We start from the raw sequence: 21,224 nt of genomic DNA, 5'->3' as shown, positions 1-21,224 counted from the left end.
TTTCTTATGGGCCGAGTACATGTGTGGGGAAAGGGAATAATGTCAATTGCGCAATATGATCGCGGGCTTTGTGTAGGCAAAAGAGCTTTTTTAAATTGAAACAAGACAAGTCGGCGACGGCTGGGCTAGGCTACAGAAAAGCCATTTTGAAAAAAGGTAAGATGATGCGGATTTTGGTCTCTTTGTGCTTAGCGTTGATGTTGAACGGGCCCGCCTTCGCGGATTACTATGAGCCCGCTCGGGGGACAGAAGAGCGCGCCGCAATGTTAGATGCGCTGCGCGCCCACGCAGAGGAGCAATTGGGCGCGCCGATCGAATTCCTTGTTTATGAACTACGCGTAAACGGACCAGTTGGGTTTGCTGCGGTTCATGCGCAGCGCCCGGGCGGAGGAGCGATCGATCTCTATGCGACACCTGGGTTTGCGGAAGGGACAATTGATCCGGAAATGATGGATGGCACATCGATGCAGGCCCTCATGCGATTGTCGGGGCGAACGTGGGTGGCGGTGCATTGGGCAATTGGCCCGACGGATGTTTGGTTTTCTTACGCTCCATTCTGTCGGCGGTATCGAAGCGTCATTGCCGATTATTGTGCAGGCGTTGAATAACGCGCTAAGCGCGACTTATGAGGCCTCCGGGTGCCCGCCGTATGTGCCCGCGTATTTCCAGATCGGTTAGGATCGGAATCACCTGACTGGTTTGAGTGCCCATATCCCGCAGCAATTGATCTTCCGCCATCGGGCTGGGACCAAGGCGATTCAAGATGCGCTGATGCAGCGCGTTGGTTTCCCGCAAGTTGGGTTTTGGCGTGTTTGTCGCTGCAAGCGGCAAATCCATCTGTTGGACGGGCTGTTGTGTCGGGGTTAGCTCTGCAAGAGCTGAAATGACATCTTCGGCATTACGCACCAGAATAGCGCCATCGCGGATGAGCATATTGCAACCCGACGCCCGCGCATCAAATGGATGACCAGGCACGGCAAGAACATCTCGTCCTTGATCCAATGCCCCTTGGGCGGTGATTAAGCTGCCTGATTTTCCCGCCGCTTCAACAACAACGCTAGCGGGGCACAGGCCTGAAATAATTCGGTTACGCATCGGAAAATGCCGCGCGATTGGGGCCATCCCCATTGGTTGTTCAGACAATAAAGCGCCTGTTTCCAAGAGCGAGGTCGCGAGTTCATGGTTCTCGGCAGGGTAGATCACATCAACGCCGCCAGCTAAAACCGCGATAGAACCAGATTTTTGCGATGCGAGATGGGCGCAGGTGTCGATGCCGCGCGCAAGGCCTGAAACAACCACAAATCCAGCAGCAGACAAATCCGTTGCCAGAGCCCGCGCCATGCGGGTTCCTAAAGAGGATGCATTGCGTGCGCCAACAAGCGCGATCATTGGGCGAGAGAGCGCTTCAAGATTTCCGCGCACCCAGATCATCGGCGGAGCATCGGGGATTTGGGCAAGCAGTTTGGGGTAGCGCGATTCGCCGCGACAAATGAGCGTTGCCCCGATCTGCGCACCAGCACTTAGCTCCGCCCTGCACTGATTTTCAGAGCAGGGGGCATATTTGCTCATGCCGGCCTTGGCGGCGATCTGCGGTAGCGCATCTAGCGCTTTTGCCGCGCTGCCGTGCTCTGTAAGCAATCTGTAAAACGTCGCAATTCCAACGCGCCGTGAGCGCAAGAGGCGAAGCCACAACGCACGTTCATCTTCCGTGGTGGGTGGGAGTAGGGGGTGAGTGGAAGAAAGGGTATTTTCGCTCATCATGCCTCCGCCTGCTTACGGAATCATCTCTAGCAGTAACGGGGTTAATAGCGCGTAAACCCTAGATGAGTTTCGTCACCCTCCCGCGCCGCCAACGGTTAGTCCACCAATCATTACAGTGGGTTGACCTACTCCGACAGGCACCCATTGCCCCGCTTTGCCGCAATTTCCCATACCTGGATCAAGCGCCATATCGTTTCCAAGGGCGCGAATCTGCTGCATCGCCGTTGCACCATCCCCGATCAATGTCGCGCCCTTTACCGGGGCGCCGACTTTGCCATTCTCTACGCGATAGGCTTCGGTGCAAGAGAACACGAATTTGCCGTTGGTGATATCGACCTGACCACCACCGAACCCAACTGCATAAATACCATCCTTCAGATCAGCGACGATATCGGCTGGGGCACTGTCACCGCCCATCATATATGTGTTGGTCATTCGCGGCATGGGTGGATGCGCATAGCTTTCGCGTCGACCGTTCCCTGTTGGCGCAACTCCCATAAGGCGGGCGTTTTGACGATCTTGCATGTAACCGCGCAGGATGCCGTCTTCGATGAGTATATTTTTTGCCGAGGGCGTGCCTTCGTCGTCAATGGTGATCGATCCACGACGATTTGGGATCGTTCCATCATCCAGAACCGTGACGCCCTTGGAGGCCACCCGTTCACCGACGCGCCCCGAAAAGGCGCTTGAACCTTTGCGATTGAAATCGCCTTCAAGCCCGTGACCAACCGCCTCATGAAGCAAGATGCCGGGCCAGCCGGGGCCAAGAACAACATCCATCATGCCAGCGGGCGCTGGAACAGCAGAGAGGTTAACAACAGCAATGCGCAAGGCTTCTCTGGCCTTGTCTTTCCAATGCTCAGGATCGAGCAAGCCATCAAGTGAGATACGGCCACCGCCACCCGCCGAGCCACTTTCGCGGCGTCCGTGTTCTTCTGCAATGACAGAGATATTGATGCGTGTCATTGGGCGGGTATCGCTAACTTCTGCGCCGTCGGGTCGAAGAACGGTGATTTCCTGCAGCGAAACCGCAATCGAGGCACTCACCTGTACAACGCGCGAATCAAGATCACGCAAATAGGCGTCGATTTCGCGCAATGTGTCGATCTTGGCGCTAAAGCTGACTTCGGAAATGGGGTCGATATCGCGGTATAGCTTTGCATTGGTGTTGTTTGGAGCATCGGCCATTGTGCCGCCGCCCTCGCCAATCGCTAGACGCGCCGTCGCGCACGCACGTTTCAATGAGGCTTCTGAAACTTCAGTTGAATGAGCATATCCCGCAACTTCACCAAGAACTGCCCGTAGGCCGAATCCTTCTGAAGCATCGTAAGACGCGGTTTTGAGCTTGCCGTCATCGAAAACGAGGGCTTCTGCGGTGCGCCGCTCTAAAAACAATTCTCCATCATCAGCGCCGTCACAGGCCTGTTTAAGGACTTTGAGGGCGCTTTCACGCGAAAAGCGATCTTCAAAGGGGCGAAATGGGCTGTGGGCCATGCAGATTTTCTCTTTCGTTTGACATAAATCAAAAAAGCGTCCGTTTGCCGCAACGCATAGTCTTTATCTACAGTTAAGAATATGGTTTTAAACAGCCCAATAACAACGGGCTCGGCGTGCTTTCTAGTGTGCCAAGCCCGTTTGAGTAAAAAAGACCAACTATAACCGAACAGACTGGCATCTCGCTGGAATCGATCAGGGTGTAATATGCAACTGAAAACAACTCTTTATAGCCTACTGGCTACACTTTTGGCGGCTCCGGCCATGGCGCAAGAAGCCTTGGAAGTCGTAGGGGTGCCAACCCCGCGCGGCCTTGGCTTTCAGCCTGCCGCAACAGAGCTAGCACGCGATTTGCAGTGGCTCGATGGAATGATTCTAGTGATCATCACGGTCATCACCGTCTTTGTGACTGCGCTGATGGCGTATTGCATCGTGCGTTATAACCGCCGCGCGAACCCAACGCCGGGTACATTCACGCACAACTCTCCGATTGAGGTCGCTTGGACGATCATTCCAATCGTTGTTCTGGTCTTCATCGGTGCGTTTTCTTTGCCTATCTTGTTCAAGCAGCAAGAAATTCCTGAAGCAGACATCACGATCAAAGTGACGGGCTATCAGTGGTACTGGGGTTACGAGTATGTTGATCACGAGTTCGGCTTCGACAGCTTCATGTTGGCGAAAGACGAGCTGGAAGAGTACGGCTATGCACAAAGCCACTATTTGCTCGCAACAGACACAGCTGTCGTTGTTCCTGTCGGCAAAACAATCGTTATGAACCTCACAGGCGCTGATGTGATCCACTCTTGGACGATCCCTGCCTTTGGTGTGAAGCAGGACGTTGTTCCTGGTCGCTTGTCACAGCTTTGGTTCGCAGCTGAGAAAGAAGGCGTTTACTTCGGTCAGTGTTCAGAGCTTTGTGGTAAAGACCACGCGTATATGCCCATCACTGTGAAAGTTGTGAGCGAAGAAGCTTATCAAAAGTGGCTGACAGGCGCGATTGAAGAGTATGCGGGCGTGCCGCAGGCCTTTGATGTCGCCGCGGCTGAGTAACTTGCAGTAATGAACGTCGGCGCGCAGGGTTTTCTTTGCGCGTCACTTTTCTTGAAAGACTGAGGGGAGGACAGGATGAGCGATGCTAGCTTGAACGATGCCAGCTTTGATCGCGAGGCGAGCTTTGGCGATTTCTTTGCGCTGCTAAAGCCACGCGTCATGACGCTTGTTGTGTTTACTGCTCTTGTTGGGCTGTTGGCGGCTCCGAACCCTGTTCATCCAATGATCGCTTTTACCTCCATTTTGTTCATCGCCATCGGTGGTGGCGCATCTGGTGCGCTTAACATGTGGTGGGACGCGGACATTGATGCTGTGATGAAGCGTACGCAAAAACGCCCAATTCCTGCTGGCAAAGTCACTGAGAGCGAAGCTCTTGGATTTGGCGTCGCATTGTCGGGCCTGTCCGTCATTATGTTGGGGCTTGCGTCCAATTGGGTCGCAGGCGCACTTCTTGGCTTTACGATTTTCTTCTACGTTGTGATTTACACGATGTGGCTCAAGCGTTGGACACCCCAAAACATCGTCATCGGCGGCGCGGCGGGTGCTTTCCCTCCGATGATCGGTTGGGCGGTTGCAACGGGTGGCATTTCTGTCGAGTCGGTGCTGATGTTCTGCCTTACGTTCATGTGGACACCGCCGCATTTCTGGGCGCTCGCGCTGTTTATGCGCAAGGACTACGACAACGCTGGCGTTCCGATGTTGACTGTTACGCATGGCCGCCGTGCCACGCGCATTCACATTCTTGTTTATACGCTCTTGCTGGCGATTCTGGCTGTCGGAACAGCGTTTACCTCGGTTGGCGGTCCAATCTACCTTGCTGTCGCCGTTGTGCTAAACGCACTCTTCATCAAAGGCGCGTGGGACATTTTCCGCCGCAATGAAGAGGACAGCGAAGCAGACAATTTCAAAGCAGAGCGCAGCTTCTTCAAGCTGTCATTGCTTTATCTCTTCATGCACTTCGGCGCGATCCTTGTTGAAGCGATCCTTGTCCGCTTTGGATTGGGGGGCTGGTAATGGCGCTTAGCAAACAGCACGAAATTCATACACGTAGATATGGTCGCAACCTTGGTGTCGGGCTTACGCTAGCGGCCTTCATCGCGATCGTTTTTGGCTTGACCATCGTTAAAGTAACACGTGGCGATTACGAACCGCCACGCGGCGAGGCGCAAGAGTAATGGCAATGGATCCCAAGAAGAAAACGGTATTTCAGGCGGCGACTTTGGTCGTTGTCATGGGCGCGCTCGCGTGGGCGTCGGTTCCGTTTTATGATTGGTTCTGCCGCGTTACCGGATTTGGTGGTATCACCAATGTTGCGGAAGCGGGCAGCGACGAAATCTTGGATCAAACGATCACGGTACGCTTTGATGCCTCCAAAGAGCGCGGCATGCCTTGGGAATTCAAACCTATGGTGCGCGAGATCGAAATGCGCATCGGTGAAACAGGTTTGATCTTCTATGAAGCCTATAATCCAACTGACAAGCCCGTTGCAGGGCAGGCGAGCTATAACGTGGCTCCTTACCAAGCTGGCTATTTCTTCAATAAGATCGACTGTTTCTGCTTTGAAGAGCAGGTCTTGCAACCCGGCGAGCGCGTTGAAATGCCCGTGACGTTCTATATCGATCCAGAGATTGTCACAGACCGCGACGCAAAATATACTAAAGAAATAACGCTTTCGTATACTTTCTACGAAATCGATTTGCCCGAGACGGTCCAACAGGCCGCGCTTGAGCAACCCGCTGAAACAATTAATAACTAAGCCCATCCGACGAGGGACCTATGGCACACGCAAAAAACCACGACTATCACATTCTTAACCCCTCGCTCTGGCCCCTGCTTGCTGCGGTTGGTGCATTTGTAATGCTGTTTGGAGCCGTTATTTGGTTCCATGATAGCGGACCTTGGATGTTCCTGATCGGCCTCGCGGCAGTGCTATACGTCATGTATGGCTGGTGGGCAGAAGTCATCGACGAAAGCCACGTTGGCGATCACACGCCTGTCGTACAAATCGGCCTGCGCTATGGTTTCATCATGTTCATCATGTCCGAAGTCATGTTCTTCGCAGCTTGGTTCTGGAGCTTCTTCAAACACGCGATGTACCCGATGGGTCCAGAATCGCCTGCGGTTGATGGCATTTGGCCACCAGCTGGCATCGAGACATTCGATCCTTGGCACCTGCCGCTGATCAACACATTGATCCTGCTTTGCTCAGGTGCGGCCGCCACATGGGCACACCACGCTTTGGCACATGAGAACAACCGCACAGATACAAAAAACGGTCTGATCATTGCTGTTGGTCTGGGTCTAATCTTCACAGTGTTCCAAGCGTATGAGTATTCTCACGCGGCCTTTGGTTTCTCTGGCAACATCTACGGCGCAAACTTCTTCATGGCGACTGGTTTTCACGGTTTCCACGTTGTGATCGGAACAATCTTCCTGTTCATCTGCCTGCTCCGTTTGCAGCGCGGTCACTTCACAGCAGAGCGCCACATCGGCTTCGAAGCAGCCGCATGGTACTGGCACTTTGTTGACGTTGTTTGGCTGTTCTTGTTTGCAGCTGTTTACGTCTGGGGTGGCTAAGCCATCTCTATTGCGGCGCATTGCGGCTTGAAACCCGCGCCGCAACAGGACAAAAGCCAAGGCGCGTAGGATTTTCTCCTGCGCGCCTTTTCAATTGATGGGGCATTTTGCGAGATGCTAAAACGTGTTCTTCTGCCATTGATATTCGGGTTGGCCGGTTTCGCCATTCTCGTTTCGCTTGGAGTTTGGCAGCTACAAAGATTGACCTGGAAACAGGATATACTTGCTGACATCACGTCTCGCATAACTGCAGACCCGATCGCGTTGCCTGCGACGCTCGATCCAACGCGCGATCGCTATTTGCCGGTCATGGCAACAGGTACCTTTAGCGAAAACGAAATTCACGTTCTGGTTTCGCAAAAACATGTCGGGGCCGGTTATCGGATCATCAGCGCATTTGATACGAACGATGGCCGACGCATTTTAGTGGATCGCGGGTTTATCAAGGTTGATCAAAAGAACAGCGACCGCCCAATTGGCGCGGCGTCGATCATCGGAAATTTGCATTGGCCAGATGAAACAGGCGGCTCAATTCCAGAGCCTGATTTGAAAGCCGAGATTTGGTTTGCGCGCGATGTGCCAGTAATGGCTCAGCATCTTGATACGCTGCCTATTCTACTTGTAGCGCGCGAGGTGTCGCTCGAAAATGATCCTGTTTCGCCATTGCCTGTCGATACCGTTGGAATTCCGAACGATCATTTGCAATACGCAATCACATGGTTCTCACTGGCCGCGATTTGGCTGGTTATGACACTGACTTTCCTATGGCGTGCACGGGGCGCGCAGAAGGGTTCAACATGAAGTATATTTCAACACGCGGCGCTGCGCCGGTCCTTACCTTTGAAGAGGCTATGCTTACGGGCCTTGCGCGCGATGGTGGACTTTATGTCCCTGAAACGATCCCTCAAATGAGCGCAGATGACATTCGCGACTTGGCGGGTCTTAGCTATGAAGAGATTGCGTTTCGCGTGATGCGCCCGTTTGTCGGCGACACCTTCTCGGACGCCGAATTCAAAGGTTGCATTGAGCGGGCTTATGCTGGCTTTGGCCATGATGCGCGCGCGCCTTTGGTTCAGCTTGGCCCCAATCACTTCCTGATGGAGTTGTTCCACGGCCCAACCTTGGCGTTCAAAGATTTTGCGATGCAACTGATCGGGCAAATGTTCGAAGTGGCGCTGAAACGCTCTGGCAAACGTGTGACCATTGTTGGCGCTACCTCGGGCGATACGGGCTCTGCTGCAATCGAGGCATTTCGCGGCTTGGATGCGGTAGATGTTTTCATTCTTTACCCGCATGGCCGTGTTTCGGAAGTGCAGCGTCGCCAAATGACAACGCCTTCGGAAAGCAACGTTCATGCAATAGCAATGGATGGTGATTTTGACGATTGCCAAGCGCGTCTGAAAGACATGTTCAATGATTTCGAGTTCCGCGACGGCGTGAAACTTGCTGGCGTGAATTCAATCAATTGGGCGCGCGTTTTAGCACAGGTTGTCTATTACTTCTCGAGCGCTGTGTCGCTCGGCGCGCCTGAACGCAAGATCAGCTTTACGGTTCCAACGGGTAACTTCGGGGATATTTTCGCGGGTTTCATCGCCAAACAAATGGGCCTGCCAATTGACCGTTTGGTGATTGCAACCAATCAGAACGACATCTTGCACCGCTGCATGGAGTCGTCTGCATACACAAAAACAGGTGTGAAACCTTCGATTTCTCCGTCGATGGACATTGAAGTGTCTTCGAACTTTGAACGCGCTTTGTTCTGGGCACATGGAAAAGACGGGCAGGCAATCAAAGGGCTTATGGATGATTTGGCCTCTGGTGGTGGCTTTACGATTTCCGACAACGCCATGGGCGCACTGCGCGAGAATTATGACAGTGGCATGGTCGATGAGGCCGGCACCTCGGCGATGATTACGAAGGCTTTGGCGCAGACTGGCGAAATCCTTTGTCCGCATTCTGCCATTGGCGCAGCGGTTGCAGAAGATCACCTTGGCACCACGCCGATGATTACGCTTGCCACTGCTCATCCTGCGAAGTTCCCAGATGCGGTCGAGGCGGCGACAGGTATGAGGCCTGCGCTTCCGCCTCGTATGTCTGATCTATTTGAGCGAGAAGAACGCGTTACGCGCGCCCCTAACGATTTACAGGCCCTGCAATCCATAATCCGCGAGCGTATTTCTGAATGAGTGTGCAAACTCACGAGTTTCCAAATGGATTTCGTATCGTCACTGAAAAAATGCCGGGGCTTCAATCCGCATCAATCGGGATTTGGGTTACGACGGGGGGGCGAAACGAGCAGGTCCAGCAGAACGGGATTGCACATTTCCTCGAACATATGGCGTTCAAGGGCACGACCACACGCAGCGCTTTGCAGATCGCAGAAGCGATTGAAGATGTGGGCGGCTATATTAACGCTTACACCAGCCGCGAGGTAACAGCCTATTATGCGCGCGTATTGGGCGCGGATGTTCCGCTCGCATTAGATGTCATTTCCGACATATTGTTGAATCCAGTTTTTGATGAAGATGAAATCGAAATCGAACGCGGGGTTATCTTGCAGGAAATCGGCCAAGCGCTTGATACGCCTGATGATGTGATCTTTGATTGGCTCCAAGAAGAGGCATATCCGGATCAGCCGATTGGCCGCACGATCCTTGGCTCAGAAGAGCGCGTGCGCAGCTTTACCCGCGAAGATTTGCGCCGCTTTGTCAAAGAACACTATGGACCGGGGCAAATGATTCTTGCGGCGGCTGGCGATGTTGATCACGAAACCATTGTGCGCCTCGCAGAGAAACTTTTTGGCGGGCTCGAAAGCCAAACCAGCGACGCACCCAAAGCGGCAAGTTTCATTGGCGGTGAACGCCGTGAAGTTAAAACGCTGGAGCAGGCACATTTTGCGTTGGCCTTTGAAGGGCCGGGGTATTGTGATGAGGCGATTTACACAGCGCAGATCTTTTCGGTTGCGCTAGGTGGCGGCATGTCGAGCCGCTTGTTCCAAGAAGTGCGTGAAAAGCGCGGCTTGTGCTATACAATCTTTGCCCAAACGGGGGCATATTCCGACACTGGAATGACGACAATCTACGCAGGCACAAGCGGTGAGCAACTGCCAGAACTGGCGCAGCTTACGATGACCGAAATTGATCGCGCCGCGGCAGATTTAGCTGACAGCGAAGTCGCGCGGGCTAGGGCGCAAATGAAAGCAGGCATGCTCATGGGATTGGAGAGTCCTTCGAGCAGGGCCGAACGCCTCGCGCGTCTTATGCAAATTTGGAACCGCATTCCACCTTTGGAAGAAACGGTGGCGTTGATTGACGGGGTCACGACAACGGGCGTGCGTGATTTTGCGGGAAACCTTGTAACGCAAGCGCCCGCGGCGCTGGCGCTTTATGGGCCAGTGGATCGTGCGCTAGGGTTGAATGAAATGTTGGCAGATCGGGCGCGCTGATGCTTCGAATGCGACGCAAAGTTAGGTTAGAGACAGAGCGCCTTACTCTGCGACCACCAGCGCATTCCGATTTTCGTACATGGGCTGATTTGCGGTTTGATAGCGCAGATTTTCTAACCAAGTGGGAACCAACTTGGGCCGCTAACCACTTGACGCGCAAAGCTTTCACTAATCGGGTCTATTGGGCGCAACGCTCGATCAACGGCGATACAGCATTGCCGTTGTTTATGGAACGTCGTGCAGATGGTGCATTGATTGGTGCAATTACGTTGGACAATATTCGACGTGGCCCCGCGCAATGTGGAACGCTTGGGTATTGGGTCGGGCAAGAATATGCGCGCCAAGGCTATATGGGCGAGGCGATTGCGGCCATGGTTCACTACGCTTTCGAGCGCATGGATTTGTCTCGATTGGAAGCGGCATGCCTGCCAGAAAACAAGGCGTCCCGTGGGCTGTTAGAGCGATCAGGGTTCAAATACGAAGGCGTTGCGCAAGCCTATCTTCAGATTGATGGGCGTTGGCGCACCCATGTTCTTTATTCTGCATTGCGTATGGATCGGCGCGGACGCACAAACGCTGGTTAGTTGCACTCAAAAACACCTTGGCGAGGTCTTAACATGTTGAACTCTATCACACCTGATTTCGAAGCAACGCTGTGCAGCAAACTGCCTGCGCATCTCATCAAGGACGCAGAGCCACGCTATCTTGAGGAACCTCGCGGGTTGTTTGAAGCAGAGCCGACGCTGCTCGCTTTGCCAGAAACCACAGAGCAGGTTGCGACAATTGTAAAACTCGCAAGCCAAGCGCGCGTGGGCATTATTCCCTACGGCGGTGGAACTGGCTTGGTGGGGGGGCAAATCGCCCAAGCCGGACCCACCGCGCTGATCGTTTCATTGGAGCGCATGAATGCCATTCGCTCGGTGCATGCAGATGAAAATGTGCTGATTGCAGAAGCAGGAACCATTCTTGCCGATGTGCAAAGCGCCGCAGAAAACGTCGATCGCTTGTTTCCCCTTTGTCTTGCCGCAGAAGGAACTGCGCAGATTGGTGGAAATTTGGCCACTAACGCAGGCGGCGTTAACGTTTTGCGCTATGGCAATGCGCGTGATTTGTGTTTGGGGCTAGAAGCCGTTTTACCAGATGGGAGCATTTGGAACGGGCTTTCGCGTCTGCGAAAGGACAATACAGGTTATGACTTGCGCAACCTATTGATCGGCGCAGAAGGATCGCTTGGCATTATCACAGCGGCCTCCCTTAAGCTTAGCCCGCGACCCGCTGGGGAGGGCACCGCGTTCATGGTTGTTAACTCCCCTGAGGATGCAATCGCATTGCTGTCTGCAGCGCGGAGCCAGCTTGGAGAAGCGGTCAGTGCATTTGAAATCATCCATCGGCAAGGCTTGGATTTTGTTGCTGAATGCCTGCCTGATATTCGCAGACCCTTTACGCAAAACCCGGAGTGGAGTGTTTTGATTGATATCGGTTTGTCCCGCGGACTTGATCCACAGGCGGCGCTGGAAACGCTTTTTGAAACGGGTTTAGAGCTTGGGCTTGTTAGCGATGGCCTGATTGCGCAATCTGTTGCCCAACGCACTGATTTTTGGTCAGTGCGCGAACATATCCCAGAGGCAAATCGTCGGATTGGTTCCGTTTCGTCGCACGATATTTCGGTTCCGATCAGCGCGGTACCTGAATTTATCGAACGTGCCAACAACGCGGTTGCTGAAATCGGGCCATTGAGGGTCAATTGTTTTGGGCATTTGGGGGATGGCAATCTGCACTATAATATTTTCCCCGACGCGGGAAAGAAGCCGTCCGATTACAGCGAGTTGCGATCAAGTGTTAAATCGGTTGTTCATAAGTTGGTGCACGAATTAGATGGCTCGTTCAGTGCCGAACACGGTGTTGGGCGATTGAAAACAGCCGATTTGGAAACCTATGGTGATCCAGCGAAACTGGCGGCAATGCGCGCGATTAAATCGGCGTTGGACCCCTATGGAATAATGAATCCCGGCGTTGTTTTGGCCTAAGTAGTGCGGCGGCTAAGCCCAATTATGCACCGTCAAAAGAACAAAGGGCCTTAACGTCCATCCCGAGCGCCTCTAGCTTTGCTCGCCCGCCTAGCTCGGGCAGGTCTATCACAAAAGCGCATCCAATGACCTCGCCGCCTAAGCGCTCGATCAATTTGATACCAGCCTCAGCTGTGCCGCCAGTTGCGAGCAAATCATCAATGACGAGGATTTTTTCGCCTGCTGCAATAGCGTCATCGTGCAGCTCAACGGTGGCTTCGCCATATTCCAGTTTGTAATCCTGCGAAATGGTTTTGCCCGGCAGTTTGCCCGCCTTGCGAACAGGCACAAAACCGATGCTAAGCTGGTGTGCAATCGCGCCGCCAAGAATGAAACCACGCGCTTCGAGGCCGACGACCTTATCAATCTTGATACCCACATAGGGGTGTAGCAGTTGATCAATCGCCAAGCGAAATCCGCGAGGGTCAGAAAACAAGGTCGTTACATCGCGGAACATAATTCCTTCATGTGGAAAATCGGGAATGGTGCGAATGTAGTCTCTGACGGTTTTCATCGGGCAGTGTCCTTTAGCGTTCATGTGGTGTCTAACGCGCCGGATAGTGCTGGCCAAGTGCCATGATGTCCTGTTTCCCGAGTTTCGTAAGGGCGTTGCTTGATTGCGAAAAGATCGAGCGTGTTTCGTAGAATGTACCGCCAATGTCGGTCAGAAATCCTAACCCTTGAGTGATCTCTTCAAGCATAGCGCTTTCATATGCGCGGATTTGTAGGGCTGGTGTGAAGATTATAACCGCTTTCAGAATGGAGCTTTCGCTAACGAAGACACGTACGCCCGCTGCTGAGATTGGGGTTCCCTCGAGCCGCGTAAAGCCAGAGCCGCGTATTTCGCCGCCGCGCGGTATATCAAGGAACAGGATCTCGATATCTGGGTTTTTGTCATCGCGCCGCAAGTTTATCGCGCTGCCTGCGCTGTTCACTTCTTGGATCGCACGAGCAAGAGCGGCCTGCGCGCGTTTGGCTTTGCCACCAAGATAGGCGCGATCCATTTTGGTTATGCCAACGCTCAGATCGGCCTTGTCCCATTTGACGATTTGTTTTTGGCAGGCATCCATCGGGGGCGCTGCACAGGCGACCAAGCGATAAAAATCCTCGTCATTCAAAGCATGCTCAGCATCAATGAATTCCTGAGCTTGCGCGCTACTTGTCAGCGCAAGCCAAACAAGTAGCGCGCGCACTCTCACGCGCGGCGCAGAGCAGCGGTTGCCGCGCCCATGCCAATAAGAGTAATGCCACCCGCTTGCGTTAAACGCCGCATTACGATGGGCCGCGAAATTTGCGTGCGAAGACGATCCGCAAGGAGGGCGTAGGCAAACGCATTTAACGCAGCTAGGCCAACGAAGGTGGCGATCAGGACAATTGCTTGGGGTGCGTAAGCGGAGTCTACAGCAATGAACTGCGGAACGAAGGCAACAAAGAAGCCAATGCTTTTTGGGTTTAACGCCGTCACAAGAGCGGAGTGCCAAAAAACCTGTCGCGCGCTTGCGTGATTGTCAGTCTTGACCAGACCCGCACCTTTGTCCGGTGCATGTTTTAACATCTTCAGCCCAAGGTAAACGAGGTAGGCTGCGCCCGCCCATTTGACGATGTTAAAGGCCAGCGCAGAGGTGGCAATCAAGGCACCGAGCCCAATCAAGGATGCGGTCATGGCGATCAAGTCACCCAAAGCTACGCCAGACGCCGTTGCAATGGCCACTTTGCGCCCCTGAGTAAGCGCATAGCTCAGGACCAACAAGATTGTTGGTCCGGGAATGAGCAAGAGCGCGACTGATGCGGCTACAAAGGCCAACCAAAGAGACATATCCATTATCCAAGGACCCTGCCAGCGACGGCGCTTAGCTTGGAAACCAATTCCGGATCCCGCTTCTCGGGGGCGGTCATGACCCCAAATTCCAGCGCCTTATCACATCCATGTGGGCAATCTTCGCGCTTTGCGCCAAGAAGTGCAGGTAATCTTTTCACCAGATCGCGGCCTTTATCAGAATTGCCCATCAATGTTTTGATGATCTCTGTGACATCGACTTCACCGTGATCGGGGTGCCAGCTGTCATAATCGGTGATCATCGCAACAGAGGCGTAACAAAGCTCCGCTTCGCGGGCGAGTTTCGCTTCGGGCATGTTGGTCATGCCGATGACGTCCGCGCCCCAGCTTGTGCGATACATTTTGCTTTCGGCGAGGGTAGAGAACTGCGGCCCTTCCATCGCGAGATACGTGCCGCCCATATGGACGTTGATGCCCGCATCTTTCGCCGCCGTGTGGCACGCGTCTGACAAGCGAGGGCAGGTCGGGTGCGCTACGGAAACATGGGCAACGCAGCCAGTTCCAAAGAATGATTTTTCACGTGCGAAAGTTCTGTCAATGAATTGATCAACGATGACAAAATCGCCCGGTGCCATCTCTTCGCGAAAGCTGCCGCAAGCAGAGACAGAAATTATGTCCGTCGCCCCAATTCGTTTTAACGCATCAATGTTGGCACGATAGGGAACCGTTGTAGGGCTATGCACATGACCACGACCATGGCGCGGCAGAAAGGCCATTTTGACGCCTTGCAAAGTGCCTGTGAGAATCTCGTCCGAGGGGGTGCCCCAAGGGGTTTCGACAGCCTGCCAAGCCGCATCTTCAAGCCCGTCGATATCGTAAATACCCGACCCGCCGATCACAGCAATCATAGTCTCTTTCATGTTTGGTTCCTATTGTTCTCATTTGGCACTTTAAGTGCACGGTAACGAGGCCATCGTACAAAGAAAACTCATGATTCTCGGCTTCAGGCCAATTTGCAAGAGAGGAGGGGTGTTCTTTGCACAGTGCTTGGGATAAGGCAGCGCTAACACGCTTCTCCCGTTAGATAGGTTACCTCATGAAACGAGCCATTCTCGGTGCATTCGCCAACCGTATGACCCCTCCGGATTTGCGCTGGATGCCAGACGAAGGATTTTCCGTAGCGCGGCTGCGTATCGAACTTCTGTCTGGACTGACAGTTGCTTTGGCCTTGGTGCCCGAAGCTGTGGCCTTTGCATTTGTTGCAGGGGTTCACCCGCTTGTTGGTCTTTATGCCGCTTTCATCGTTGGCCTTATAACCGCGTTGATCGGTGGTCGACCGGGGATGATTTCCGGTGCAACTGGTGCTTTGGCCGTAGTTATGGTTGCTTTGGTTGCGCAGCACGGCGTTGAATATCTGTTTGCGACGGTCGTTTTGATGGGGCTTTTGCAGATTTTTGCCGGAGCGATGCATTGGGGCAAGTTCATCCGCTTGGTGCCGCATCCTGTTATGCTTGGCTTTGTAAATGGCCTTGCGATTGTGATTTTCCTCGCACAGTTGACCCAATTTAAGGTGCCGGGGACTGTGGTGAATACAGGACATGGCATGTCTGGCGGCGAGTGGCTGTCTGGCGGCCCACTTATTCTCATGCTGACACTGGTCGGCGCGACGATGGCGATCATTTGGGTCGTTCCTCGCATTACAAAAGTGATCCCAGCGCCTCTTGCTGGCATTGGTATCGTCGCAGCGGTGGTGATTGGCTTCGGACTTGACGTGCCACGCGTTGGTGACTTGGCCTCTATCGAAGGCGGGTTGCCGTCCTTTCATATTCCAAGCGTTCCTTTGAATTGGGAAACCTTCGAAATCATCCTGCCCTATTCAGTCATTCTCGCTGCTATTGGCCTGATTGAGAGCTTGCTCACCTTGAACCTTGTGGGCGAAATGACCAACAAGCGCGGCGGTGCATCGCAAGAATGTATTGCGCAAGGAATTTCCAATACTGTCACTGGCTTCTTCGGCGGCATGGGCGGTTGCGCAATGATCGGTCAGTCGATGATCAACGTGAAATCAGGTGGCCGCACACGGATCGCCGGTATCGCTGCTGCGTTATTCTTGCTGTTGTTCATTGTGGTCGGATCATCCGTGATCGAGCTAATCCCATTGGCCGCGCTGGTTGGCGTTATGTTTATGGTCGTGATTGGAACCTTCGCTTGGAACTCGCTCACGATTTTGCGCCGTGTCCCGTTAACCGATGCATTCGTAATCATATTGGTGACGGTCGTTACTGTTTATTCGGACCTCGCCGTGGCGGTTGTTGTCGGTGTTATCGTGTCTGCGCTTGCTTATGCTTGGAACAACGCGCGCCGTATTCATGCAATCGAGCGGCCGTCTTCGACTTCGGAGGGCGCGAAAGTTTATGAAATCCAAGGGCCGTTGTTCTTTGGATCTTCTGATGGCTTTATCGAACTTTTCAATGTGGAAAATGACCCAAAAGAGGTGATCGTAGATTTCAAACAAAGCCGTGTCGTGGATCAATCTGCATTGCAGGCGATCGAAGCGGTTGCTGGGAAATATGAAGAAGCTGGAAAGCGCATTCAACTGCGCCACCTAAGCCGTGATTGCCACGAATTGCTGAACAAAGCCGGTCACTTGATGGTCGATAGCGATGATGACCCCGACTATGAAATCGCGGTGGATTATCAGGTTCGCACAGGTATTCTTGGCGGGCATTGATTGTAAGCGGGGGGCATTGCCCCCCGTTTTTAATCGTCTGGTCTGCTGAGCTCGAAAACGTCTTTGACAATGGAATAATCTCGATATCCGAGCCGCGCCAGCGGTTGGAACGTCGTCACATCAAAGCGCCCATCAATTATGCAAGTATCGTCCAGGTGAACTCCGGTGACCTCGCCAAGAACCAGATAGTTGCTTTGCCCTTCCAATGTGATGATTTGCGTAAGTTTGCACTCTAGCGCGGCAGGCGCAGCTGCAACGCGCGGGGCATTGATGCTTTCGCACTCGGCTTTTGTCAGGCCCGCATGTGCAAATTCATCCTGCCCTGCAGCTAACGTCGCGCTGGACGCATTCATCGCATCTTGCAAGTTGGCAGAGACAACATTCACGCAAAAAACACCCGTTTCGCGGATCACTGCGACGCTGTCTTTCGTATTGTCGCGATCCTCTTTTGTGCCTGTCGAGGCGAACATGACTTGTGGCGGCACATATGCGACTGCGTTGAAAAAGCTATAAGGCGCGAGATTGTCGCGACCTTCGCTATCGCGGGTCGAGATCCAACCGATCGGGCGTGGTGTCACAATGGCGTTGAAAGGGTTATGAGCTAGCTCGTGACCATCTTCGGGTTTGTAAAACATCTTGGCGCTCCTTGTTTGCCCAATCGCTAACGTCATGTTAGGCGCGATGCCAGTCAAAATGGATGGTAGCGGCGCGTGTACGAACTTAGACGTGAAACAGAAGCGGATTGGTGGGAAGTCGAGGCGCTTTATGATCTGTGCTTTGCGCCGGGGCGTGAAGCGCTATCCTCTTATAGGTTGCGTGACGGTGTTTCTACGGTCAAAGAGCTAAGCTGCGTTGCGCGCGACAGTGATGGTATCCTCGCTGGTGCCATTCGCTACTGGCCTGTTAAAATCGGCGCGCATTCTGTGCTTTTGCTTGGCCCCGTTGCGGTTCACCCGACACGTCAAGGCGAAGGGCTTGGAGGCGCGTTGATCCGAGATAGTCTTGCCCGCGCCGCCGATTCTGGTTGGGATCGTGTCATGCTCGTTGGCGATGCGCCATATTACGAAAAGTTTGGTTTTAAGAGGTTAGAGGGGGTCTTTATGCCGCCTCCGACGAACCCTGAACGTGTGCTTGGTTTAGAAATTACCAAAGGCGCGTGGGATGGCGTTCAAGGCGATGTTTCGCGCAGCGCTTGAAAAATCGACCGACCGCTCCGATCTTTGATTGATGAACAACGCGTTAATCCCCGCTGACCTTGATCGAGACATTACGCTTATTGCAGAACGCTATTGCAAAGCGGGCGGCGTCGGCATTCAAGTCCTAAACCTATTGGGTGGCCAAGCCGAAAACCTGTTAGAGCGCCTGCCTGATCCAGTCAAAGACAGGTTGGAAGAGGCGACAACCAAAGCGCTGAATGTGGCTTTGAAAGCAGCGAGTCGGAGCAGGGGCGTGCTTCCTGATCAGGGGTTATGGCTCAATACTGTCGCAGCTACGGCGATGGGCGCAGCAGGGGGCGCAGGTGGCTTGCCAACGGCGTTGGCAGAGCTGCCTGTCACAACAACGGTTTTGCTACGCGCGATCCAAGGCATCGCCAAGGAATATGGGTTTGACCCCAATGATCCTGAAATTCAGGCGGAATGCTTGCAAGTTTTCGCCGCTGCGGGGCCGCTCTCTGATGATGATGGTGCCGACATGGGTTTCTTGAGCGCCCGCGTCACGCTTACGGGGGCGGCCGTGCAAAGCATCATTGCGCGCATTGCGCCACGTTTAAGCGCGGCGCTAGGGCAGAAACTGGCCGCGCAGGCCGTTCCAATCATTGGTGCCGTCGCGGGCGCTGCGACCAATTACGCGTACACAAGCTATTACCAAGAAATGGCGCATGTGCATTTCGGATTGATGCGCGCGGGCCAGCAACACGGGGTTGCGCGCGCGCAGCTGGTGTTGCGTTTGTCTGATGCTGTGAAATTAGCGAAACGCTAACGCGCGACCGTTTTTAAATAGTCCATCACAGGTTCGCGTACACTTTCGGCCCCTTTTTCGTGACATTCTTCGATAATGTTCCGCAATTCATTCAGATCGACACGGCGCAACATATGTTTGACCGGGCCGATGGAGGCAGGGCGCATAGACAAGGTGCGGATGCCAATTGCTGCGAAACAGGCCGCTTCAACAGGGCGCCCTGCGTCCTCGCCGCAAAAGGACAGCGCAGTTCCAGAAGTTGCACATCGCGCGACAATCCCTTGCAAGAAGCTGAGGAAGGGGATCGAAAGCGTGTCATAGCGGCGCCTAACGCGCTCGTTTTCGCGGTCTGCGGCAAAGAAGAACTGTTTTAGATCGTTGCCGCCAATAGACAGAAAACCGACTTCATCAAAGAACGCTTGCGGTGCAAATGCCAAAGATGGTGTCTCCAGCATTGCGCCAATTTCTAGTTTTTCGGGCAAGGGGTGCCCCAAACGGCGCTCGCGCTCCATCGCTTTGTCCATTTCGGCTTTGGCGGCAACGTATTCGCTATATTGGGCCACAAACGGGAACATGATCGACAAATTGCGCCCAGCGGCTGCGCGCAATAGCGCTTGGAGCTGCATGCGCATCACGCCCGGTTTGTCTAACCCGACCCGAATAGCGCGCCAGCCCAAGGCAGGGTTCGGTTCGTCATTGGGCTTCATGTAGGTCAAGACTTTGTCAGAGCCGATATCGAGCGTTCGAAAGACCACGCGCATGTCGCCTGCTGCGTCCAAAACGCGGCTATAAAGCGCGCTCAACTCGGATCGCTTTGGCATCTGGTTGCGCACAAGGAACTGAAGCTCTGTTCGGAATAGGCCAACACCTTCGGCGCCCGAGCTGGAAAGCGAAGGGAGATCGGCCATCAAGCCTGCGTTCATATGCATCGCGATGGTCGTGCCACAGGCACTGGTTGCCGGCATGTCGCGGATGGCAGAGTAGCGTTCCTGCGCATCGGCTTGCATCGCGATTTTATCACGAAATGCTGTGGTGACGTTATCGTCGGGGCGCAGATGCACGATGCCCTGATCGCCATCGACCATGATGTGATCGCCGTTTAAGGCCTCGCGCGTAATCGTTTCGGTGTGGATCACCAAAGGAATCGCAAGTGCACGCGCAACGATTGCGGCATGCGAGCCAACAGAGCCTTCTTCAAGCACGATTGCCTTCAAGGAACGTCCGTATTCAAGCAACTCGCCAGGCCCGATGTTGCGCGCAACGAGAACCGGGTCCGTCGGTAGTTCGGCCCCTGTTTGGCTGCCTTGCCCCGTTAGAATGCGCAATAAGCGGTTGGAGAGATCGTCGAGGTCTTGAAGACGCTCACGCAAATAGGTGTCGCTGACCTGTCCCAGGCGTGTTCTGGCTTGGGTCTGTTCTTTTTCAACCGCTGCTTCAGCAGACATGCCATTGGCAATGTCTTCTTCCATACGGCGCATCCAGCCTTTGGAATTTGCGAACATGCGATAGGCTTCAAGAACCTGAATTTGTTCACCATCTCCGCCAGCCGCGCCTGCGAGCAGTTTATCGACGCCGATGCGAAGCGTGTCGACAGCTTCCGCAAGGCGCTTGGATTCGGTTTCAGGGTCTTCAGCGACGAGATGCGTGACAACAACGCGTGGCTCATGCAGCCAGACGTGCCCCATTGCGGCCCCTTCTTGGCCTGTTGTGCCGCGCAGCAGAACAGGTTGTTGGTGGCGCGCGGACAGCGCTTCACCTTCGCCAAGGAATGCTCCGAGTTCTGTCATTTCAGCCAGAATCATCGCCACAACTTCGAGCGCATAGAGTTCATCCGAAGAAAACAGCCGCTCGGCTTTGGATTGAACAACCAATACGCCCAGATTTTCGCCAAGGCGTTGAATTGGCACACCTAGAAAAGAGGAGTAAATTTCCTCGCCGGTTTCAGGCATAAACCGAAAGCCTTTTTCGGACGGCGCATCGGCAGTATTTATCGTTTTCGATTTCTTGGCGACGAGGCCAACCAAACCTTCACCCAATCGAAGGCGCGTTTGGTGTACCGATTCTTGTTTCAGACCCTCGGTAGCACAAAGCTCTAAAGTTTCGGCGTCGCGAAAGAGATAGATCGAGCAAACTTCGGTTTGCATAGACGACGCAATCAGTTTGGTGATTTTGTCGAGTCGCTGTTGACCATCACCATCTTCGGCCATGGCGTCGCGTAAGCGCCCCAAAAGCTTGCGGCTTTCGCTTTCTCGGTTTTGAACCATGTTGTGCTTCTGGCCTCCCGACACAGCAATAGCGGCGCTCGCGCGCCGCCCTCGTCACAAACGACGTATAGGGCATGCGGTGTAAGAAGGGGAGAGCAAA

Annotated in this window: 22 protein-coding genes; 14 read left to right on the top strand and 8 right to left on the bottom strand. The window is 53.8% G+C overall.

Annotation, left to right across the window (positions count from 1 at the left end):
* Positions 1-95: 95 nt before the first annotated feature.
* Entirely contained in the window at positions 96-608 is a 513-nt protein-coding gene (locus ACRBCU_RS13240; protein ID WP_431365864.1) for a hypothetical protein, read from the top strand.
* 4 nt (positions 609-612) lie between these two features.
* Here the strand turns inward: ACRBCU_RS13240 and dprA are convergent, their stop codons facing one another.
* Positions 613-1,758 (bottom strand): DNA-processing protein DprA, encoded by a 1,146-nt coding sequence (gene dprA / locus ACRBCU_RS13235; RefSeq protein ID WP_431365863.1) that lies wholly within the window; start codon positions 1,756-1,758, stop codon positions 613-615.
* A gap of 75 nt (positions 1,759-1,833) precedes the next feature.
* Positions 1,834-3,255: a metalloprotease TldD gene (gene tldD, locus ACRBCU_RS13230; RefSeq protein WP_431365862.1), complete on the bottom strand. Its 1,422-nt coding sequence runs from the start codon at positions 3,253-3,255 to the stop codon at positions 1,834-1,836.
* Positions 3,256-3,462: 207 nt separating this feature from the next.
* Here tldD and coxB point away from each other — a divergent pair, with 207 nt between their 5' ends.
* From coxB to ACRBCU_RS13180, 10 genes are all read left to right on the top strand, one after another.
* The gene (gene coxB, locus ACRBCU_RS13225) at positions 3,463-4,305 is read left to right on the top strand and encodes a cytochrome c oxidase subunit II (RefSeq protein WP_431365861.1); all 843 of its coding nucleotides are present in this window, start codon (positions 3,463-3,465) and stop codon (positions 4,303-4,305) included.
* A gap of 75 nt (positions 4,306-4,380) precedes the next feature.
* Complete coding sequence (cyoE, locus tag ACRBCU_RS13220) at positions 4,381-5,319, top strand: heme o synthase (RefSeq protein ID WP_431365860.1); 939 nt, start codon at positions 4,381-4,383, stop codon at positions 5,317-5,319.
* Entirely contained in the window at positions 5,319-5,480 is a 162-nt protein-coding gene (locus ACRBCU_RS13215; protein WP_431365859.1) for a hypothetical protein, read from the top strand. The genes cyoE and ACRBCU_RS13215 overlap by 1 nt, the downstream gene beginning before the upstream one ends.
* Positions 5,480-6,061 (top strand): cytochrome c oxidase assembly protein, encoded by a 582-nt coding sequence (locus ACRBCU_RS13210; RefSeq protein WP_431365858.1) that lies wholly within the window; start codon positions 5,480-5,482, stop codon positions 6,059-6,061. The genes ACRBCU_RS13215 and ACRBCU_RS13210 overlap by 1 nt, the downstream gene beginning before the upstream one ends.
* Before the next feature lie 20 nt (positions 6,062-6,081).
* Positions 6,082-6,882 carry a cytochrome c oxidase subunit 3 gene (locus ACRBCU_RS13205; protein WP_431365857.1) on the top strand — a complete coding sequence of 267 codons (801 nt, stop codon included), beginning with the start codon at positions 6,082-6,084 and terminating at the stop codon, positions 6,880-6,882.
* A 114-nt stretch (positions 6,883-6,996) separates the two neighbouring features.
* A complete protein-coding gene (locus ACRBCU_RS13200; protein ID WP_431365856.1) occupies positions 6,997-7,683 on the top strand; it encodes an SURF1 family protein in 687 nt (228 codons plus the stop codon).
* Complete coding sequence (gene thrC, locus ACRBCU_RS13195) at positions 7,680-9,068, top strand: threonine synthase (RefSeq protein WP_431365855.1); 1,389 nt, start codon at positions 7,680-7,682, stop codon at positions 9,066-9,068. The genes ACRBCU_RS13200 and thrC overlap by 4 nt, the downstream gene beginning before the upstream one ends.
* On the top strand, positions 9,065-10,327 hold the full coding sequence (locus ACRBCU_RS13190; protein ID WP_431365854.1) for a M16 family metallopeptidase: 1,263 nt from the start codon (positions 9,065-9,067) through the stop codon (positions 10,325-10,327). Before thrC ends, ACRBCU_RS13190 begins: the two co-directional genes overlap by 4 nt.
* A complete protein-coding gene (locus ACRBCU_RS13185; protein ID WP_431365853.1) occupies positions 10,327-10,911 on the top strand; it encodes a GNAT family N-acetyltransferase in 585 nt (194 codons plus the stop codon). The genes ACRBCU_RS13190 and ACRBCU_RS13185 overlap by 1 nt, the downstream gene beginning before the upstream one ends.
* Positions 10,912-10,944: 33 nt before the next feature.
* Entirely contained in the window at positions 10,945-12,354 is a 1,410-nt protein-coding gene (locus ACRBCU_RS13180; protein ID WP_431365852.1) for an FAD-binding oxidoreductase, read from the top strand.
* 22 nt (positions 12,355-12,376) lie between these two features.
* Here ACRBCU_RS13180 and ACRBCU_RS13175 read toward each other — a convergent pair whose 3' ends face one another.
* From ACRBCU_RS13175 to ACRBCU_RS13160, 4 genes are read right to left on the bottom strand one after another with little or no spacing between them, the layout of a single operon-like run.
* Positions 12,377-12,907 (bottom strand): adenine phosphoribosyltransferase, encoded by a 531-nt coding sequence (locus ACRBCU_RS13175; protein ID WP_431365851.1) that lies wholly within the window; start codon positions 12,905-12,907, stop codon positions 12,377-12,379.
* A 31-nt stretch (positions 12,908-12,938) separates the two neighbouring features.
* Positions 12,939-13,586, bottom strand: a complete 648-nt coding sequence (locus ACRBCU_RS13170) for a hypothetical protein (protein ID WP_431365850.1) — start codon at positions 13,584-13,586, stop codon at positions 12,939-12,941.
* A gap of 2 nt (positions 13,587-13,588) precedes the next feature.
* The gene (locus ACRBCU_RS13165; protein ID WP_431365849.1) at positions 13,589-14,215 is read right to left on the bottom strand and encodes a LysE family translocator; all 627 of its coding nucleotides are present in this window, start codon (positions 14,213-14,215) and stop codon (positions 13,589-13,591) included.
* Positions 14,215-15,090, bottom strand: coding sequence for an S-methyl-5'-thioadenosine phosphorylase (locus ACRBCU_RS13160; protein ID WP_431365848.1), 876 nt, complete (start codon positions 15,088-15,090; stop codon positions 14,215-14,217). Before ACRBCU_RS13160 ends, ACRBCU_RS13165 begins: the two co-directional genes overlap by 1 nt.
* Before the next feature lie 176 nt (positions 15,091-15,266).
* Between ACRBCU_RS13160 and ACRBCU_RS13155 the strand changes: the two genes are divergently transcribed.
* Positions 15,267-16,901: a SulP family inorganic anion transporter gene (locus tag ACRBCU_RS13155; RefSeq protein ID WP_431365847.1), complete on the top strand. Its 1,635-nt coding sequence runs from the start codon at positions 15,267-15,269 to the stop codon at positions 16,899-16,901.
* 29 nt (positions 16,902-16,930) lie between these two features.
* Here ACRBCU_RS13155 and ACRBCU_RS13150 read toward each other — a convergent pair whose 3' ends face one another.
* Complete coding sequence (locus ACRBCU_RS13150; RefSeq protein WP_431365846.1) at positions 16,931-17,536, bottom strand: flavin reductase family protein; 606 nt, start codon at positions 17,534-17,536, stop codon at positions 16,931-16,933.
* 75 nt (positions 17,537-17,611) lie between these two features.
* On the opposite strand from ACRBCU_RS13150, the gene ACRBCU_RS13145 reads away from it, so the two are divergent.
* Together ACRBCU_RS13145 and ACRBCU_RS13140 are read left to right on the top strand one after the other, a co-directional pair.
* A complete protein-coding gene (locus ACRBCU_RS13145) occupies positions 17,612-18,097 on the top strand; it encodes a GNAT family N-acetyltransferase (RefSeq protein ID WP_431365845.1) in 486 nt (161 codons plus the stop codon).
* 31 nt (positions 18,098-18,128) lie between these two features.
* A complete protein-coding gene (locus tag ACRBCU_RS13140) occupies positions 18,129-18,881 on the top strand; it encodes an EcsC family protein (RefSeq protein WP_431365844.1) in 753 nt (250 codons plus the stop codon).
* Here the strand turns inward: ACRBCU_RS13140 and ptsP are convergent.
* On the bottom strand, positions 18,878-21,124 hold the full coding sequence (gene ptsP, locus ACRBCU_RS13135) for a phosphoenolpyruvate--protein phosphotransferase (protein ID WP_431365843.1): 2,247 nt from the start codon (positions 21,122-21,124) through the stop codon (positions 18,878-18,880). The two genes, ACRBCU_RS13140 and ptsP, sit on opposite strands and share 4 nt — an antisense overlap.
* Positions 21,125-21,224 lie beyond the last annotated feature (100 nt).

It is taken from the genome of Planktotalea sp. (assembly GCF_050633725.1).
Classification (GTDB): Bacteria; Pseudomonadota; Alphaproteobacteria; order Rhodobacterales; family Rhodobacteraceae; genus Planktotalea.
Note: the sequence above shows the minus strand (reverse complement) of the source record. Positions and strands in the feature narration are given on the sequence as shown.

Excerpts from the sequence above, each read along its gene's own strand:
- dprA (WP_431365863.1), bottom strand. The coding sequence starts at position 1,758 with ATGAGCGAAAATACCCTTTCTTCCACTCACCCCCTACTCCCACCCACC.
- tldD (WP_431365862.1), bottom strand. The coding sequence starts at position 3,255 with ATGGCCCACAGCCCATTTCGCCCCTTTGAAGATCGCTTTTCGCGTGAA.
- coxB (WP_431365861.1), top strand. The coding sequence starts at position 3,463 with ATGCAACTGAAAACAACTCTTTATAGCCTACTGGCTACACTTTTGGCG.
- cyoE (WP_431365860.1), top strand. The coding sequence starts at position 4,381 with ATGAGCGATGCTAGCTTGAACGATGCCAGCTTTGATCGCGAGGCGAGC.
- ACRBCU_RS13215 (WP_431365859.1), top strand. The coding sequence starts at position 5,319 with ATGGCGCTTAGCAAACAGCACGAAATTCATACACGTAGATATGGTCGC.
- ACRBCU_RS13210 (WP_431365858.1), top strand. The coding sequence starts at position 5,480 with ATGGCAATGGATCCCAAGAAGAAAACGGTATTTCAGGCGGCGACTTTG.
- ACRBCU_RS13205 (WP_431365857.1), top strand. The coding sequence starts at position 6,082 with ATGGCACACGCAAAAAACCACGACTATCACATTCTTAACCCCTCGCTC.
- ACRBCU_RS13200 (WP_431365856.1), top strand. The coding sequence starts at position 6,997 with ATGCTAAAACGTGTTCTTCTGCCATTGATATTCGGGTTGGCCGGTTTC.
- thrC (WP_431365855.1), top strand. The coding sequence starts at position 7,680 with ATGAAGTATATTTCAACACGCGGCGCTGCGCCGGTCCTTACCTTTGAA.
- ACRBCU_RS13190 (WP_431365854.1), top strand. The coding sequence starts at position 9,065 with ATGAGTGTGCAAACTCACGAGTTTCCAAATGGATTTCGTATCGTCACT.
- ACRBCU_RS13185 (WP_431365853.1), top strand. The coding sequence starts at position 10,327 with ATGCTTCGAATGCGACGCAAAGTTAGGTTAGAGACAGAGCGCCTTACT.
- ACRBCU_RS13180 (WP_431365852.1), top strand. The coding sequence starts at position 10,945 with ATGTTGAACTCTATCACACCTGATTTCGAAGCAACGCTGTGCAGCAAA.
- ACRBCU_RS13175 (WP_431365851.1), bottom strand. The coding sequence starts at position 12,907 with ATGAAAACCGTCAGAGACTACATTCGCACCATTCCCGATTTTCCACAT.
- ACRBCU_RS13165 (WP_431365849.1), bottom strand. The coding sequence starts at position 14,215 with ATGGATATGTCTCTTTGGTTGGCCTTTGTAGCCGCATCAGTCGCGCTC.
- ACRBCU_RS13160 (WP_431365848.1), bottom strand. The coding sequence starts at position 15,090 with ATGAAAGAGACTATGATTGCTGTGATCGGCGGGTCGGGTATTTACGAT.
- ACRBCU_RS13155 (WP_431365847.1), top strand. The coding sequence starts at position 15,267 with ATGAAACGAGCCATTCTCGGTGCATTCGCCAACCGTATGACCCCTCCG.
- ACRBCU_RS13150 (WP_431365846.1), bottom strand. The coding sequence starts at position 17,536 with ATGTTTTACAAACCCGAAGATGGTCACGAGCTAGCTCATAACCCTTTC.
- ACRBCU_RS13140 (WP_431365844.1), top strand. The coding sequence starts at position 18,129 with ATGAACAACGCGTTAATCCCCGCTGACCTTGATCGAGACATTACGCTT.
- ptsP (WP_431365843.1), bottom strand. The coding sequence starts at position 21,124 with ATGGTTCAAAACCGAGAAAGCGAAAGCCGCAAGCTTTTGGGGCGCTTA.